Genomic DNA, 14890 nt, shown 5'->3' on the forward strand with positions numbered 1-14890 from the left:
AGTGGAGTGGCCGCGCGACAAGGTGGTGTTTAAATGATTATCCGGCTGGTCATGTTAGCCGAGTTAGGGGCGATCACCGCGGCGCTCACATTGCCGGAAAGCCTACAGAGCTTGGGATTGGCATCGTTCATACTTGCAACAGCCGCGTTCGTTGTGGCGATCTTTCCGTCATCCGCCCCCCTCGGGCTCGCCAAGCTGCTCCGACCTAATCTCGTCGTTGTACTCGCGGCGCCGGCGCTCTGGATGGCGTTACAGGCGGTGCCGATGCCCGTGGACACGCTCGGCAATCCCATCTGGGCAACTGCTTCGGCGGCCTTAAACGAGCCCCTCTCCGAAATGATTACAGTCGATATTGGTGCGACTATGCTCTCGCTCGCGCAGTATTGCGCTGTGCTCGCCGCGGCCTTCGTCACTGCGGTCGTCACGCTTGACCGATATCGCGCAGCGCAAGTCCTGCATATCCTACTGTCGGTAACCACTATTGCGACAGCCATGTGGTTCGGTAAGGAAGCACGTGCTGTCGCTGGCCCCGATGGCTCAACCGTCGCTGTGCTTGGCGTCTTGCTCGCCTGCGCGACGGCAATACGCGCAGTGGATCAATTGCGGCGGCACGGTCGGCCAGGAAAAGTCGCGCCGGCCCCGCTCCCTGCTCTGTCGGCCGCGATCATCGCAATGATTGTGTGCATGACCGCGCTGCTCATTCGGACCAACTCCGCCGCCGTCATTGCCGCCCTCCTTGGATCAGGAGCTTTGGTCTCGGTGTTCAGTATTCGGAGGTGGTACTTGGGCTTGTGGGGGACCGCTGGTGTTCTCGCAACCGCCGCAATACTCTTTATTGCCGGCGCAACGGTCATTCCATTCAGGACTAACACCGATGTGACGATCGCGTTGTCAACGAGCAGCCAGATCGCGACAGAACGGATGCTACAGGACGTCAGGCCGGCGGGATCCGGTGCCGGCGCTTCAACGGTCCTCTTGCCTCTTTATCGGGACGTCGATATCGGCGCCCCGCGAGAAAGGTCAACGGCTGCCGCTGCAATCGTTATCGACATGGGGTGGGCATTCCTTTGCGGCCTCGTAGTGATAGCAATGCTCAGCGCTTGTATTCTGTTCAGGCGTTCTCTGTCACGAGGTCACGATTACGTATATCCAGCCTTGGGCGCCGGCGCTTCGATTGCACTGCCAATACTAGCGTTTTCCGACCATGGAATTCTGGGTCTGGGCGCATCGCTCCTGGTCGCAGCGCTTTTTGGGCTAGCGTTCGGCCAGAGCGTACCCGGTGTGGGCCGCGAGGCCTTAATCGTGGGATCGAAAGAGGCCTCCGATTGGATGGCCGGTCCCGTTCCGGCATCTCGTCCAAGGCTCGTCTTGGCGCTTGTCACCATTTGGCCGCGCGTTGCCCTGATGGTGCTTGGAATAGTGCTGATCATGCAGACAATATGGATGGTTCTCCCCACGTGGTATCTCGCTGGTCAGTCTTCTTTGTCGGCAGCTGTTTCGGCCGCAGCGGCATGGCCAAACGGGATCTCGAAGCCAGTTTCGGTTGCGGCCGCGCGCGAAGACTTTCGAATCCAAGGGGAATCGCGATCCCGCGGGGAGCCAGTTCTCGCCGTGGACGAGCAAAAGGCCAAACTTCCGGCGGCGTCGAGTTCTTTGGTCCGGTCATTGCGCTCTTCGCCGCTTCACGGCGACATTTGGCTCATGCTCGCGGCGTCGAAGCAGAATTCGTCCCAGTCCAGCACGGCAGCCATGCTCAAGATGTCGTACTATACTGCGCCGAACGATTTGGATCTGCTGCCGCTAAGGCTATCGGTCGCGCTCGCTACAGATGCTGTGGTACGGGAGCTTGAATTTCGGGACTTGATCAAGCGGGACGTCAGCCTCGTCGTTACGCGTGGATCTGCTATCAGACCAGCGCTTGTGACCGCGTACCGGTCAGCCTCAACCGAGGGGAAGATCTATCTCGAGAGCCTAATTTCGGAACTGGATCCGACGTACCTCGACAACATGCGCGCGCCGCGTTCTCGTCAGGGTTCTCGATAGAATCCTCTGGCTCCGTGGCGACGGCTTGGAAGCCTTACTTCTGCGACAAAACGCTCCGCGAGTGAAACTGCGGCTCCAGGACCCGGGTACGGAGCCCACCCGACTGGGTTGCGAGTTCCGGCGCCGGAAGAATTTCCGCCACGGACCATGACTTCGAGCAAATTTAAATCACACGAACCGCCATTTCACACTTGATAAATCCCATAGATTAATAATAAATTAAATAGTTAATCTAGAGTGTCCGACAATGAATTTCGTGAACCGACATTTCCCCGATCAAGATGAGACGGATTGTGTCAGTCCCGGGCCAGCGGTACCCCGCCAGCATAACTGGCCCCTCCGATACGACTCGATCGAATACGTGGCGCTCTGTGCGGACGTTGCCACCATTCTATTCGCAAGCCTCGTTTCTAGGTTGCTGCACCAAATTCAAAATGCGCAGGCTGCAGGTGACTTGAGTAACGCACTTTGCCTGGCACTAGTCAGCTCAGCTTGTCTCGTTTGCCTGTTGAAGACCCATGGCCTTTATCGGCCAGTTGAGCTCCTCGTCCTCCGAAATCAGATACGCGCCCTTTGTTTGGCGTGGACGTCATTGTTGCTCTTGATTTGGGCCGTGTACGGCTTTGCGATTGGTCCGGGCTCTTCTCAAGAAGCAGGCTCACTCTTCGCTGTCATCGGCCTAGGCTTGCTTGTTGCCGAACGGTGGGGTGTCAGGACACTTCTCGGTAGAGGCCTGAGCGGTAGAAAATTTGCTAGCACGAACATCGCTTTGATCAGCGATCAACCGCTATCGGAAAATGCCGGGTTGTCTGAAACGTTGGCAATGCACGGCTACTGCGTCAAGGGAAGGTTCAGCTTGCCTCCGATTGGCTTCGGTCCCGCCAGTAGAAGGCGGCTCGCCAGCCGCGTGATTGACTACATTCGCAGTTCCCAGCTCGACCAAGTCGTGGTGGAAGCTAACCCGGAACGATGGCCCGAACTTCGGGCCTTGGTTGCCGATTTGCGGGTATTGCCTTTCCCGATCATGTTCGTGCCGGTCGGCACAACATCCGAGTTGCTTCGACATCCTACGCGGAGTCTTGGAAGTGCCGTTTGTGTAGAACTTCAGCGCGGTCCCCTCACGCCCATCGAATGCGCGACGAAGCGAACCATTGATCTTGTTGGCGCAGGACTCGCCTTGACGATATTTGCACCGCTCCTCGCGCTGGCTACGGCGGCGATCAAGCTGGATTCTTCTGGCCCTGTATTCTTTCGACAACAACGCTGCGGCTTTAACGGCCGGACCTTCTTGATCCGCAAATTTCGGACGATGCATGTGCTCGAGGACGGGCCTGTGATCCTTCAGGCCAACCGCGCCGATCGACGCGTTACCCGCGTCGGCAAATGGCTGCGCCGGACAAGCTTCGACGAACTGCCACAGCTGCTGAATGTACTCGACGGCAGCATGTCACTGGTGGGCCCTCGTCCTCATGCCTTGGCTCACGACGGAGAATTTGACAAGCTGGTGCGCAACTATGCCCTTCGCCGCAGGGTCAGGCCGGGATTGACCGGGTGGGCTCAAGTCCACGGCTGCCGCGGCCCGACTCCCACAGCGGTCATGGTCGAAACACGTGTGCAATATGATCTCTGGTACATCGACAACTGGAGCCCTCGGTTGGATCTCGCAATCTTGCTGCGAACCCCCGTGGAGGTGCTGCGTGGCCGCAATGCCTACTAGGCGCACAGATTTATGTGGCTGCGCCGGCTAGCTTGCCGCCGATCATTGCCGATCCGGTCAGCCCCGCTGACGAAGCTTAGGACCCGCTTCGCCGATGCGAAAGTCCTCGACCCTTCGACCAGACTTCACTGCTGCAACCAACCACCGCGGCCGCTTGCCGCGCCCTGACCAGGTCTCGGATGTCTGTGGATTCCGATACTTCGGCAGGACTCGCGGATATTTACGCCTCTGCTTGCCGGTCGTAGACGCACCTGCGCCACGGGAGTCCGCTAGAACAGCCATCCCGCCCCCGAGAGCTGCTAAGCGCTTTTCCAGCTCGTGCTTCTCCGCTTTGATCCGCTCAGACAACATCCCGCTAATTTCCTCATGAAGCGACCAGAGATCGTCAAGAGACATGGATTCTAGTTCGAGTTTCTTAGCCGACATGGGCTCACCTTTTAGTTGCGATCATCTAATATTGGCCCGATTGACATTAATCAAGACAAAGGGCCAAATTATCCCCACAAAATGCGCGGAACCGACTGGAACCTTCGTTCCAGATAGCTGCGTCTCGGTTATTAATCAAGTCTGGAAGATGAGTGATCCGCAGAATTTAACCGCGGAGAAGTAATTTCACGCGCCCAGCGCAGGGCCGCGGAACACATCAAACGTCAAACCGGACCTGGGGGATGAGATCAAGCCGGCCGCGTGAACAACTTTCCGCGCCGCAGCCTCAAGGAGGACGCGTGACGCGCGGAGGCACCCTTCCTTCGTCTGGGCATCCTTATTACCGTACGGTCGTCCCATACCCGCAGACGGCAGCGAATAACTTCGATATCCCGCAGTGCACGCTGCCTGAGCTCGATTTGGGCCATCAGAGCCTGGATGTCCGAAAATGAAGCCGAGGGAACAATAAATCGGCTGACTGAATCTTGAAGACGTTCAAGAGGAAGTTCGATCAAGACTACTCCTCCATCCGCAATTTCTTTGCTTGTTGAAAGCATTAATAAATAATCGTCGCAATAATTATTAAATCATATATAATAATTTTATTGTCAGGTCAATTCCGGTGCTGACTTCGTCAATCGTTCCTTCGCGGCTCGGGTCACGATACTCGAATGTAGAAGATGATAGATGGACAACCAGTCAGTCGAACGGTGACGAGAATGCTATGCGCAAGCAGGATCTCGAAGCTATGGATTTTGAGGAACTTTGGCTTCTCCACGAGGAGCTGACCAAGATTCTCGCTGAAAAGATAACCGCCGAGAAGCGGGAACTGGAGAAACGTCTTGCGCAACTCAACCAACCCGAGCAGTTGGGCCAAGCTGGAAGCGGGGCGGCGGAGACGAGCCAACCTCCGCGCCGCAAATATCCCAAGGTCGTGCCCAAATACTACAACCCGCTGCAGCCGACAGAGACTTGGTCAGGACGTGGCAAACAGCCCCGCTGGCTGGTAGCCGCCCTCCAATCAGGCCACACGCTGGAGGAGTTCAGAGTCCGCGAGACCGGCGAATCGTCAGATCGTAACGCTCATGATCGAGAGCACTCCTGACCCGGCTTGCGATCGCACAATTTTACCGCTGATCTGTCAGACGTCGCTGTCGACCCTAGACTTTTCCCGCACGAGCCACCGTAGCCGCCTTCCACAGAAACTGTAAGGTGTTCGCTCTCGGCATCGACCACAATCCACGGCGCGCGCTGGTTTGCGCGTGATCAACGGTCGCCTCCCGCCGGTAGTTCCTGAGGTCCAGGACCGTCATTGCCAGGAGGGGCAGACGTGAGGCCGGAAAGCGCGCTTGCATCAATTGACGAATAAGCTGTAGGCGCGGAATTAGTCGGGAGCGCAGCGCGTACGGAATCTCGACTCCAAGCAGCGCAGCGAGAGCGACCAGCTGGGTTTCGACCGCATTCCTCGTCAACTCGCCGGAGACATAAGAGGCAAGCTCATTCCAGTTGAGCCCCCCAGTGGAGCTGTTCAGATCACGCAATTCAACCAAATGCCGCAGATCCATGTCGCCGAGCCAATAACCATAGTCTTGAAATTGATCATGGATGATCAACATAAGCGCTCGGTACGTGGGCGTCGGAATTCGCACGCTCCCCCGCCCTAGCGGCGCAGAAACGCAATGGTTCAGAGCATGTCCGGCGCTACGATAGGCGTACGCGGGGCCTGGGACGGCCCGCTGAAGATCGATAGCGCCGGCATCTGTCGACCGAATCAGCTCTACAAACCATCTCCGGCTTTCGGGACGAGCCTGATCATGAATTTGATAGCCAATTGCTCGAAGTGCAGTGACCGCTCTTTCAACTTCGTCCGGCATAACCATGAGATCGAGGTCGGACATCAGCCGAACTCCGCGCCGCTCGTCAGCCGCGGTGGCTAGCGTCGCCGCCCCCTTGAGCAGCACTGGCGTAACTCCCCGGTTATTCATCGCAACGACGGCTTCTTCCAATTGACCCGCCAACCGGTCGTTGCGCAGTACGTTTCGGTGATAGATCTGTCGGATATACGCGCAGACGTCGTCCGGCAACACCGATGCAAATTGATCGACGAAGTCAATAAGCGCGGGCGTCGTCAACGTCTGGTTTGCGAGGCCGATTACGGACGTCCACTCCACATCGGCAGGCGGCAAACCTCGAAGGCAATTACAGAGACTCGTCAGTGCCGCACTATGCTTTGTCATTGCACAAGTCCACCAGCAGCGCCCGGGCCTCTCCCGACTGGGAGTAGGTAAGCTGAAACGATCGCGCGCCGGCGACAATCCGCTTCAAAGCAAAAAACCCGGCCTGCGACAGCCTTCCGTCGGCGGCAAATGCGCCGTCAATGAGCCGCTTCATCGAATCCAGCTGATCCAGCGATACCAGCTCGGCCGTGCCGCTCGCAACCCGGTTCAAAAAAATGATCCAACTCGCAGAAAGGCTTCCAATGTGCGTGTTCCGAATTGGCAAGTATCGCACCTGAGCGCCGTCGGCCCTGCAATGCGTGACGCCGTCCCAACTGCTATGCAACAGCGACAACAACTCCCATGACCCTTCCTTGAGAGTGAGAGCAAATGGAAATCCACAGACCGCGCCATCATCACCAATCAGCGCAACATCGTCACCGGCATACTGAAATCCTGCGTCCACCAATTGCAGTGTAAGCGTCGACTTGCCGGCTCCCGGCTGGCCGCACAACAGCAAGCCAGTTCCGCAATTCGCAAGAGACGCGGCATGGAGGGCGAAGCCCGATCGATCGCTTCGAATAAGCCGCTCGGTCAAGTACGCTTTGACTGTAGGTGCAAGTGCTTCGATTTCACATCTGTGGACGCCCCCGTCAATTCCTCGGAAGAACACTCGATCGTCCAGCAGCATCGCCTCGATTGCGATATCGTTTTCGCCATCCTCGTTGTCCAGGATGCAGAATAGCGAAGCCAACCGCTGCAAAAGCTCCCGATTGTCAGCCCGGACACTGATACGATGCCGCCCTAAAATGGCTGAGAAGGCACAACTGGCCGAGATTTGCCAATCGACGTCGAGCAGCCCTTGATCCGTCCAAGCGTCTATAGCCTGCCACGTGAACCGGCGCGCAGCGTGCTCAACAATGTCCAGCTCTCCGAGCTCCCGATAAACGGTTGCCAAAGAAGCGCCTTCTGCCAACTTGCACCAGATAAATGCACCCAGCTGGTCCAGCTGATAGATGTTCTGCCTTGTCTCACTAAATAGCACCGGTCGGCCATCCAGCAGTGCGAAGACTGCATCCACAGCTGGCCTCAACACCACTTTTTCTGATGATTTTTCGAGCACGGCTCCAGCCAACATGAACAGTATTCAATCTCGCCACCGTGCCGAGCCAGCCGCGACGAAATCTGCGATGCGCTATTCCACCGCCTTCGATGGAACGAACAGCCGCCCCAGATCCAAGCCCAGCATCTAGCGTGGGCACACATCACTTCGAAAATGGCCAGACACCGGCGGGTCAAGCAGCCAACTGATTGCCCTCGCCTGTTCTGGTTCGAGAATTGTTCACCACATCTTCTGTACAATCGCTGTGCAGCACAGCTAAGCGGTAAGCGTCCAGCAGATACCGGTACGCTTCACGATCAGCACTACGCTCTTTTAAAATTCGTTCTCTCTCACTGATGATTATTAATTGTTCGCGCATTTTGGCGAACTGCAGCGTAGCGGAGCCGATGTTGCGCTTGTTATGATTTGATTCCCACATGGTTCCCTCCCAGCACAGCACAACCTACAAAGTTAGCTTACGTCATGCGGCAGAATTGACAATAAATATTCGCGGCGTTAAATATAATAAAAATGCGCCGTATGATTGAACCTGCACCATCCCCCTTGATACCAAAGGGCGCTTCGTAGAAGGCGCGCAGAGACCCGCCGACGATTAGCCGGCTCATCAACGGCAGATCCATCGGGCCTCATTCCGATTTCCAGAACGCATAGGCTCGATTCATTCAGGCAAATAATATTTAATTTGCAAATTGATTTTTGCGAAGCGAACATATCACGAAGTGAAGAACGGGGAGTGAAGCTATCGAGAAGCGCCGTCACCGGCATCTCTCATAGCGCTAAGCAAACGCCCAGTGCCCGATGCCACTAAGTAAACAGCACTCCCACTCAAGCCAGCCGGTTTCCGATCAGCAGCGAGCAATATCTAGGAAAGGCCTACATGGGTATGATTATGGTCAAGTGCCCCCAAACCGGTCACGTTATTCCCACCGGTATCATGTCCGATCGTGAGACATTTCTGCGAAGCGTCGTGTTTTTCGGCAATACTCATTGTCCAATTTGCCGCACCAATCACAATTGGTTTGCTCGCGAGGCTTGGGTGGAAGAGCCGGTCACTCAGCTTGTCAAAATGTTCGGAGGGGCGCCGTCGTGCTGATGTCGAATATCGCCGGCGTATGCGGTCTAGCCGAATTAACGGTGGAATGCGGACCGGATGGATAGCCTTATTTGGCACCGCGCTTGCTGAGTTCTATTGCGCTCCCCCTTCCGACCCGTGGAAAGGAACTTGGCCGCGCCTGATAGAAGCGAAATGATGCGCTTCTCAATGGAGACTGTTGCTATGCCGCTTCGGCCAGATCCGCAGCGGCTATGTGCAGTTGAGAGATCGGCGTCCTACCTCCTCTCAGCAGATCGCTATCATGGTCGTTTCGCCCTCACCGGGTAGAATCGCGCCTAGCTCAAACTTCGCAGGCGACCGCGCTAAGCGGGGATGCGGATCTCGTTCATCGGCCCGATCGCCGATAACGGCTCCTGCAAAACATTAAACAACTGGTCGCCTGCAAATTGTCCGAGCGAGAGAAGCCGCAGCGAATCTCCGCTGCGGTTCTCGACAGGAGGCGCCGCCTGGATGTGGAGTCCTGATGGGACGCGCTGCACAATGCTGCTAGGCTGAGCGAGGGTTCACGATGGTGTACCCCCTCAGGGAGCGCGCGTGGATCCTCGTTGCGTGCCCTCCCGAGTTTGCGTCATACGCCAACCAGATGTCACCGGCGATGTGCCGCTCCAGGACAAAGACGTGTCCGCGTCGCGCTGCAGCCATTCCCGGGGCGGGCGAGGCGCGCGGAAAACGCAGCCAATTAGCCGCCAGGTTAAGTTCCGGCACTATGCGACCAAACACTCGTATTGCCGCACCACATCCACAGAACGATCGAGGGCAACCGGCTGGGCGACCGCCGACGATCTCAGTCCCAACCATGTCTGAGCTGACTGCGGACATCCTTAAGCTCCGAATAGCATCTGGTTTTAGACCCCGTGCTGATCTGCTAGATCTCTGCATGTGCACCAGCGACGTTGAAAAATCGCAGGGCATAGTGAAGTTGCATTCGGGTGGAGGAGGACGTAAAGGGCGCGCCTCCGAAGAAACGGAGATTGTTAAAGCGAAAATTGACGCAGTTACTACTCGACTAAACATGCAGGTACTCCCGATTAATGGCCCTGCCCCAGCCAAGAGAACGCCTTGTATTTTGTCGAATTTAAGCTTGCCGTTTAAATTTTCTCACTTGAATAAATTAAATACTTGAACAAGATTTGGAGACCTATGCCGGCCTTATGTCTCTTTGCGATGCATTGCGAGCAAGGTTGGAGCGCACGCGGACAGGCGGTGATTCTCACATTCTCCGATGTTGGATAGATCCCTGGGAGGCCCTTACCAGCCTTAGCTTACAGGTTCAGCGCTTGGTCGGAAAATGAGAGCCCAAGGGCCGGGCACACGCAATCGCGGGCATGGGATCTCGCCGGCTTTGAGGCCAAGGTACCCCTCCGGCAGCGCACGGTTGAGTGCCGTCGCCCTAACAGCATCCGCTCGCTTTGCCGTCGTGAAAGAATGTTCAACCGCATAAATTCCCGGGAGATGGCCTCAATGGGGCCCTCTCGTTTTGGCGGGGCGCCTGCTGCTTAGTCCTTCCTCCCGCCGGGGTGACATCTTACTGATAGATCCGTCTGAGTTTTCGAATGATCCACCGTGCTCGCCATCGGCGCAGCTTTAGGGCCTGGGACGAAAATCGGAGCCAGCCTGGTCGGCAGCGAAAGGACACTGCATGCCACCTCCTCCTCGTTACTGTCGTGCACCCCACGCTAGCGAGACGTAAAGATGCACCGCAAGCAGAAAGACAGCCGCATATCCCGTGAAGAACAACATTTGGGGTACCGCTCGAAGAATGACCTCTTTGATATTGCCCATATGAGCCTCTCGGTGCTCCCTGTTCGGTGGCACGGGGCTAAAGGTTGCGCTCTTACGATCGAAGCTGCTTTTGCAGATCGTTACGCTCTTCAAGTAGTTCGTTCAGACGTTGAGCATTGCCAATTTGTGTTTCCTGCCACTCGATTCGATCTTCTGCAGTCCATAAGTAAGACTCTCGATTGAACCGATCTTTTTCAAATCCATCGACTTGAATGTACATCTCGATTTCACGCTCAACCTTGTCCAACTGCTCTTGGAGAGCCCTCCGTTGCCTCGGTGGCCACGTTTTAGCAATATCCGTCACCCGCCCCAAGTGAAGAAGCTTGGCATCCGCATGCTCCGACGAGAATAGGAGCTCCGGATTGGGTTTATTGGGCGACCTGTTGAGCGAAGCGATATGTGTGCTTGGTAATAAATGCATCGACATCTGAATAGCTCGATTTATGGGAGCGACGTCTACAATATTATTCTACCGAAATATATGAGGAATATACCTTAAGCTATAGCATTTCAATTCCATAAATAATCACAGACGGCGCCGGACTCCCCGACTGCGCTTTGGCTGCCATGGAGGGAATTGAGCCCGCTGCAAATTCTTATTTAAATACTCCAATGATTTTTATTAATTGAACAATGGACACACTGAATGCCATGAGGGCCAATCCAGGCTGCTTCGCTGTCGATGCGGACAGGGGCTGACGGCTCTGCCATGTCCTTTCGGCGAACGAATAGAACAACCATCTGCCTCACGCGGATGAAGGTGGCGCTATGATGGAGTGGGGATGTCCGCGCCTCCCGCTATTCTTTCCGCAGGCTTTCGGCATGCCCCTTCAGGACCGCCGGTTGTCGCGATATAGCGATCAAGTTCGTGACCATTTGCGTCAGGTGCGGCAGGGCATCGCTGGGCTGGGCGACATCGATATCATCCACTTGCCAATACAGGACCCGGTCCGCCACAGCCGGAAAGTGGCGTTCGATCATCGATCGATGCTCCGCCTCTTTCAATCCTATGACGACATCTGCTTGACTGAAGTCAGCTAAACTGCAGGCCTGCGGAAATTTATCAGCGCCCTTCGGGCTAATTCCTAGGGCTTGCAACCCCTCGAGTGCAAAGCCGGAGATGGGACCGGTGTTCTCAAGCGCCCCCCTCTCGGCAGAGCCTCTGGAGAATGCTCGCCATGGCAGCTCCTCTTGTTCAGCAAGGTGATTGAACAGTTCCTCCGCAAACCGGCTGCGGTAGTAGTTGCCCGTACAAAGGAAGAGAACCCATTTGCAGTTTTCAGTCATTCCGAGACGCCAGGAAATGGAAGTTCGATGGTGGCTGGAGGCGTGAGTTTATCTCGAATCGCGCCAATCTCCTCGACCCAACGATCACCAGCTTGTCTCCTGTAACATCGCTGGCCGAAAGCTTGGCGAATGCGCCGCGAGGCCATACCGCACCGTCAGCTATTCTGTCGAATGAAGAATGGCATCAGCTTCTCGAAGATTTGCGACCGAAAGCGATCAATCTCCCAGGTAAGCGCATCGCTAAACCCTGTGGCATACGCATGGATAGTGGCTCGGTCCGCAGTTACCTTGGTGGGCACCCCATTTACAACCACCAAACCAGTCAGAACCTTTCCATCCCATTCAACTGCGCGACCACAATCGACCGACATGGCAACTTCCAATATAAATGACAGGATGGCCTTATATCTCACACATTCCAAACCTGCGCCAATCTACTTGATTTTAATAACACGATTAAATCGAGGATTGAAATGGAATTTACGTAGCTAACTGCCTCTTTTGATCGATTGACATTGCCGATGATCACCTATTCGACTCCCATTTTGCATTTAATTAACGCGATACGCGGAGACTGGCTCTGGTCTATCGGGCGACCGATGCCGGCGCGACGTGCGTTTTCCAAGCTCGCCGACCGGCTGGCGAACCTCGCTACCGTTACTGCCGACGATCGCCACCTGCTCACGGTTGCGCCCGCAGCGTTAGGGGAAGGACTGCAACAGCGCCTGTCCGCCGGACTTCACGCAGACGAAGTCCTGTTGAAGCTGGACTAGGTTGCTAAAAGGGCCAATCGTCGGCCCCGTTCTGGATGTCAGTCGGGAAGACCGCAGGAACAACGCCGCGGCGGTATTGACCGGCCTGATCGACGGTAGAGGCGCTCATCGACCGATTTCTTGCGACCACAAAGGGCGCGCGCGATCGAGAACGACAAGAGCCGTCCGTGGCACAGGCGCGATTAGCTCGAAATGCCGCACGGCGTGCGGCGGATTTTTGCCGCGCGCGTGCCGCACGGCGGCCAAAAGAACGAACCGAGGTCGGCCTAAGCGACTGATGCTGTTGTGGATTAGATGGTGGGCGCACCAAGGCTCGAACCTGGGACCCGCTGATTAAGAGTCTCATCTTCTACGAACGCAAACAGGTACTTAGCTGTAAAATGGTCGTTCAATGAGCCTATATAGACCAATAGGTTACACGCGGATTGTAAATCGCATGGGGAACCCCAGCCCTGCGTCCGGAACGTAAGTAGCGATCGAAAAATCCAGCGCTTGTTACGAGCAGGCTGCTCCGGACATTTTTTGACGGGGGGTGCAGGTGGTCATCATCCTTTTCTGCCCGGCCGCGCCCTTCGCTGGTTGCGCCACCGGCGCCTCGAAGTCGAGGCGGAAGGCCCGCAGATACGCGTCCATAGCCCCGGTGAAAGCAACTCCGCCCGCCGTGACCACAAGGCCACTCACCAGTGGTGTGTCCCAGTTGAATGCCATTCCAAGCGGCGTACGACGGCGAGCCGAACGGGTTGAAGATCGCGCGCGACGGGCGGATCGTCATCACGGACTATCGCCGTGGGCTCATGACGCTCGATCCAGCCAGCGGCAAGGTCACGTCCATGCTGGAGCGGCGCTGGTCGGAGCGTTTCAAAGGCATCAACGACCTGGTCCTTGCCAGCAATGGCGACATCTATTTCACCGACCAGGGCCAGACCGGCATGCACGACCCGACCGGTCGCGTCTATCGCCTGCGCGTGGACGGAACGCTCGACCAGATCGTCAACAACGTCCCCAGCCCGAACGGCCTCGTGCTCAACGGCAGCGAACACATCCTCTACGTGGCCGCCACAAGGGGCAATGCGATCTGGCGGATACCGCTGATGCCCGACGGCACGGCATCGAAGGTCGGCATCTTCATTCAACTGTCCGGGAGCCTCGGCGGGCCCGATGGCCTTGCGATAGACGAGCAGGACAACCTTGCCATTGCTCACGCCGGTCTTGGTACCGACTGGATTTTCAGCCGCCTGGGCGAGCCGCTCTATCGGATCCGCTCCTGCGAAGGGCTCGCCACCACCAACGTGGCCTATGGCGGTCCCGACAACAAGAGCCTCTACATCACTGAATCCGAGAGCGGCTGTGTCCTGGTTGCGCGCCTTCCCGTCGCCGGTCGGTTGATGGCGTCGCATCGATAGCGAAAGGATAACCTTCATGCTCTGGACGGTGCAGACGGTAGTTCTGATTGTTGGCCTGACCGCGTCGGGGACGGCCTGGGCCGCATGGCCCGACGACAACCCGGTCGAAGTCGTCGTTGGCTTCGCCGCGGGTGGCGGACGTGATGGCCCGCAAGCTTCTTCCCTTCGTCGAGAAAAGACTTGGCGGGAACGCGAGATTTGTCGTCGTCAACAAGCCCGGTGCCGGCGGCGAGATCGCGGTCGCAGCGATTGCGCGCGCCGTCCCCGATGCCTACGCGATCGGGTCGTCAACGTCCCCGGCTACAACTTTCTGCCGATGAAAGACCCTGTACACCATGGGACGAAATCCGTCTGGTTGCGCGCGTGGTCGACGATCCCAGCGTGATCGTCGTTCGCAACGACAGCCCGTTCACGACCCTCGCAAGCGTGCTCGACGCGCAGCGCAAGAAGCCGGGTTCGGTCACGTTCGGCCATAACGGCGCGGGCACGAACGGACATCTGGCCATCCGCATGCTCGCAAAGGCGGCCGGCGTCGAGCCGAATGAGATTTCCTATCGCGGAACGGCAGCGGCCATCTGGTCAGCCTGAGCAAAGTGCCTAAGCTTCACGGTACCAACAAAGCAGAGCTCCGGGCTATCGCAATCCTGTCTAAGCCTAGTTCCTCATCATTGCCCGGCGTACCCACGGCCGAGGAAGCCGGCGTTCCCGTCATCATGACCGCCGAGCGCGGCTTTGCGCCGCCGAAGGGCGCGCCCGATGACATCGCGAAGAAGCTGCAAGCCGCGATCGCCGAGAGCCTCAACGATCCCGAATACATCAAGTGCTCAGCCGGTGGTGCTCCAGTGCTCGCTTTCATAGCCGGAGCCGAATGGCAAGCGTCTCGACGATATGACGAACGGGTTGCAGCCGCTTGCGAGCGAGATTCAGTCGATCGGAGCGCGCCGCTTACGCCAATCCGTAACTGACTGCAAGTCCTACTGACGGCAGGAAGTCATTGAATTCCGGT

Annotated in this window: 13 protein-coding genes; 7 read left to right on the forward strand and 6 right to left on the reverse strand. The window is 56.9% G+C overall.

Features of this window, described 5'->3' with window-relative positions; all coding sequences use genetic code 11:
• The first annotated feature begins 33 nt into the window (after nucleotides 1–33).
• Both IVB27_RS13275 and IVB27_RS13280 read left to right on the forward strand, forming a co-directional pair.
• Nucleotides 34–2043 (forward strand): hypothetical protein, encoded by a 2010-nt coding sequence (locus tag IVB27_RS13275; protein WP_247444002.1) that lies wholly within the window; start codon nucleotides 34–36, stop codon nucleotides 2041–2043.
• A gap of 247 nt (nucleotides 2044–2290) precedes the next feature.
• The gene (locus tag IVB27_RS13280; protein WP_247444003.1) at nucleotides 2291–3760 is read left to right on the forward strand and encodes an exopolysaccharide biosynthesis polyprenyl glycosylphosphotransferase; all 1470 of its coding nucleotides are present in this window, start codon (nucleotides 2291–2293) and stop codon (nucleotides 3758–3760) included.
• Between the two features lie 57 nt (nucleotides 3761–3817).
• On the opposite strand, the gene IVB27_RS13285 is transcribed toward IVB27_RS13280, so the two are convergent.
• Nucleotides 3818–4186, reverse strand: a complete 369-nt coding sequence (locus tag IVB27_RS13285) for an H-NS histone family protein (RefSeq protein WP_247444004.1) — start codon at nucleotides 4184–4186, stop codon at nucleotides 3818–3820.
• Between the two features lie 724 nt (nucleotides 4187–4910).
• Between IVB27_RS13285 and IVB27_RS13290 the strand changes: the two genes are divergently transcribed.
• Nucleotides 4911–5291 (forward strand): H-NS histone family protein, encoded by a 381-nt coding sequence (locus IVB27_RS13290; protein ID WP_247341570.1) that lies wholly within the window; start codon nucleotides 4911–4913, stop codon nucleotides 5289–5291.
• Between the two features lie 55 nt (nucleotides 5292–5346).
• Here IVB27_RS13290 and IVB27_RS13295 read toward each other — a convergent pair whose 3' ends face one another.
• From IVB27_RS13295 to IVB27_RS13325, 5 genes are all read right to left on the reverse strand, one after another.
• The gene (locus IVB27_RS13295) at nucleotides 5347–6423 is read right to left on the reverse strand and encodes a nucleotidyltransferase family protein (protein WP_247444005.1); all 1077 of its coding nucleotides are present in this window, start codon (nucleotides 6421–6423) and stop codon (nucleotides 5347–5349) included.
• On the reverse strand, nucleotides 6410–7540 hold the full coding sequence (locus tag IVB27_RS13300) for a serine/threonine protein kinase (RefSeq protein WP_247444006.1): 1131 nt from the start codon (nucleotides 7538–7540) through the stop codon (nucleotides 6410–6412). Before IVB27_RS13300 ends, IVB27_RS13295 begins: the two co-directional genes overlap by 14 nt.
• Nucleotides 7541–7697: 157 nt before the next feature.
• Nucleotides 7698–7943, reverse strand: a complete 246-nt coding sequence (locus IVB27_RS13305; protein ID WP_247444007.1) for a hypothetical protein — start codon at nucleotides 7941–7943, stop codon at nucleotides 7698–7700.
• Between the two features lie 2530 nt (nucleotides 7944–10473).
• Nucleotides 10474–10848, reverse strand: coding sequence for a hypothetical protein (locus tag IVB27_RS13320; RefSeq protein ID WP_247444010.1), 375 nt, complete (start codon nucleotides 10846–10848; stop codon nucleotides 10474–10476).
• 371 nt (nucleotides 10849–11219) lie between these two features.
• The gene (locus IVB27_RS13325; RefSeq protein ID WP_247444011.1) at nucleotides 11220–11708 is read right to left on the reverse strand and encodes an arsenate-mycothiol transferase ArsC; all 489 of its coding nucleotides are present in this window, start codon (nucleotides 11706–11708) and stop codon (nucleotides 11220–11222) included.
• 521 nt (nucleotides 11709–12229) lie between these two features.
• Between IVB27_RS13325 and IVB27_RS13330 the strand changes: the two genes are divergently transcribed.
• The 4 genes from IVB27_RS13330 to IVB27_RS42870 all read left to right on the forward strand — a co-directional run bounded on the left by IVB27_RS13330 (nucleotide 12230) and on the right by IVB27_RS42870 (nucleotide 14849).
• Entirely contained in the window at nucleotides 12230–12481 is a 252-nt protein-coding gene (locus IVB27_RS13330; protein ID WP_247444012.1) for a hypothetical protein, read from the forward strand.
• A 701-nt stretch (nucleotides 12482–13182) separates the two neighbouring features.
• Complete coding sequence (locus IVB27_RS13335) at nucleotides 13183–13884, forward strand: SMP-30/gluconolactonase/LRE family protein (protein WP_247444013.1); 702 nt, start codon at nucleotides 13183–13185, stop codon at nucleotides 13882–13884.
• A gap of 267 nt (nucleotides 13885–14151) precedes the next feature.
• Complete coding sequence (locus IVB27_RS42865; RefSeq protein ID WP_253075538.1) at nucleotides 14152–14472, forward strand: tripartite tricarboxylate transporter substrate-binding protein; 321 nt, start codon at nucleotides 14152–14154, stop codon at nucleotides 14470–14472.
• A 5-nt stretch (nucleotides 14473–14477) separates the two neighbouring features.
• Entirely contained in the window at nucleotides 14478–14849 is a 372-nt protein-coding gene (locus IVB27_RS42870) for a tripartite tricarboxylate transporter substrate-binding protein (RefSeq protein ID WP_345946867.1), read from the forward strand.
• Nucleotides 14850–14890: the final 41 nt, after the last annotated feature.

The organism is Bradyrhizobium sp. 197 (assembly GCF_023073375.1).
GTDB lineage: Bacteria > Pseudomonadota > Alphaproteobacteria > Rhizobiales > Xanthobacteraceae > Bradyrhizobium.

Coding starts and splice junctions, on each gene's coding strand:
- IVB27_RS13275 (WP_247444002.1), top strand. CDS start 34: ATGATTATCCGGCTGGTCATGTTAGCCGAGTTAGGGGCGATCACCGCG.
- IVB27_RS13280 (WP_247444003.1), top strand. CDS start 2,291: ATGAATTTCGTGAACCGACATTTCCCCGATCAAGATGAGACGGATTGT.
- IVB27_RS13285 (WP_247444004.1), bottom strand. CDS start 4,186: ATGTCGGCTAAGAAACTCGAACTAGAATCCATGTCTCTTGACGATCTC.
- IVB27_RS13290 (WP_247341570.1), top strand. CDS start 4,911: ATGCGCAAGCAGGATCTCGAAGCTATGGATTTTGAGGAACTTTGGCTT.
- IVB27_RS13295 (WP_247444005.1), bottom strand. CDS start 6,423: ATGACAAAGCATAGTGCGGCACTGACGAGTCTCTGTAATTGCCTTCGA.
- IVB27_RS13300 (WP_247444006.1), bottom strand. CDS start 7,540: ATGTTGGCTGGAGCCGTGCTCGAAAAATCATCAGAAAAAGTGGTGTTG.
- IVB27_RS13305 (WP_247444007.1), bottom strand. CDS start 7,943: ATGTGGGAATCAAATCATAACAAGCGCAACATCGGCTCCGCTACGCTG.
- IVB27_RS13320 (WP_247444010.1), bottom strand. CDS start 10,848: ATGTCGATGCATTTATTACCAAGCACACATATCGCTTCGCTCAACAGG.
- IVB27_RS13325 (WP_247444011.1), bottom strand. CDS start 11,708: ATGACTGAAAACTGCAAATGGGTTCTCTTCCTTTGTACGGGCAACTAC.
- IVB27_RS13330 (WP_247444012.1), top strand. CDS start 12,230: ATGATCACCTATTCGACTCCCATTTTGCATTTAATTAACGCGATACGC.
- IVB27_RS13335 (WP_247444013.1), top strand. CDS start 13,183: ATGCCATTCCAAGCGGCGTACGACGGCGAGCCGAACGGGTTGAAGATC.
- IVB27_RS42865 (WP_253075538.1), top strand. CDS start 14,152: ATGCCTACGCGATCGGGTCGTCAACGTCCCCGGCTACAACTTTCTGCC.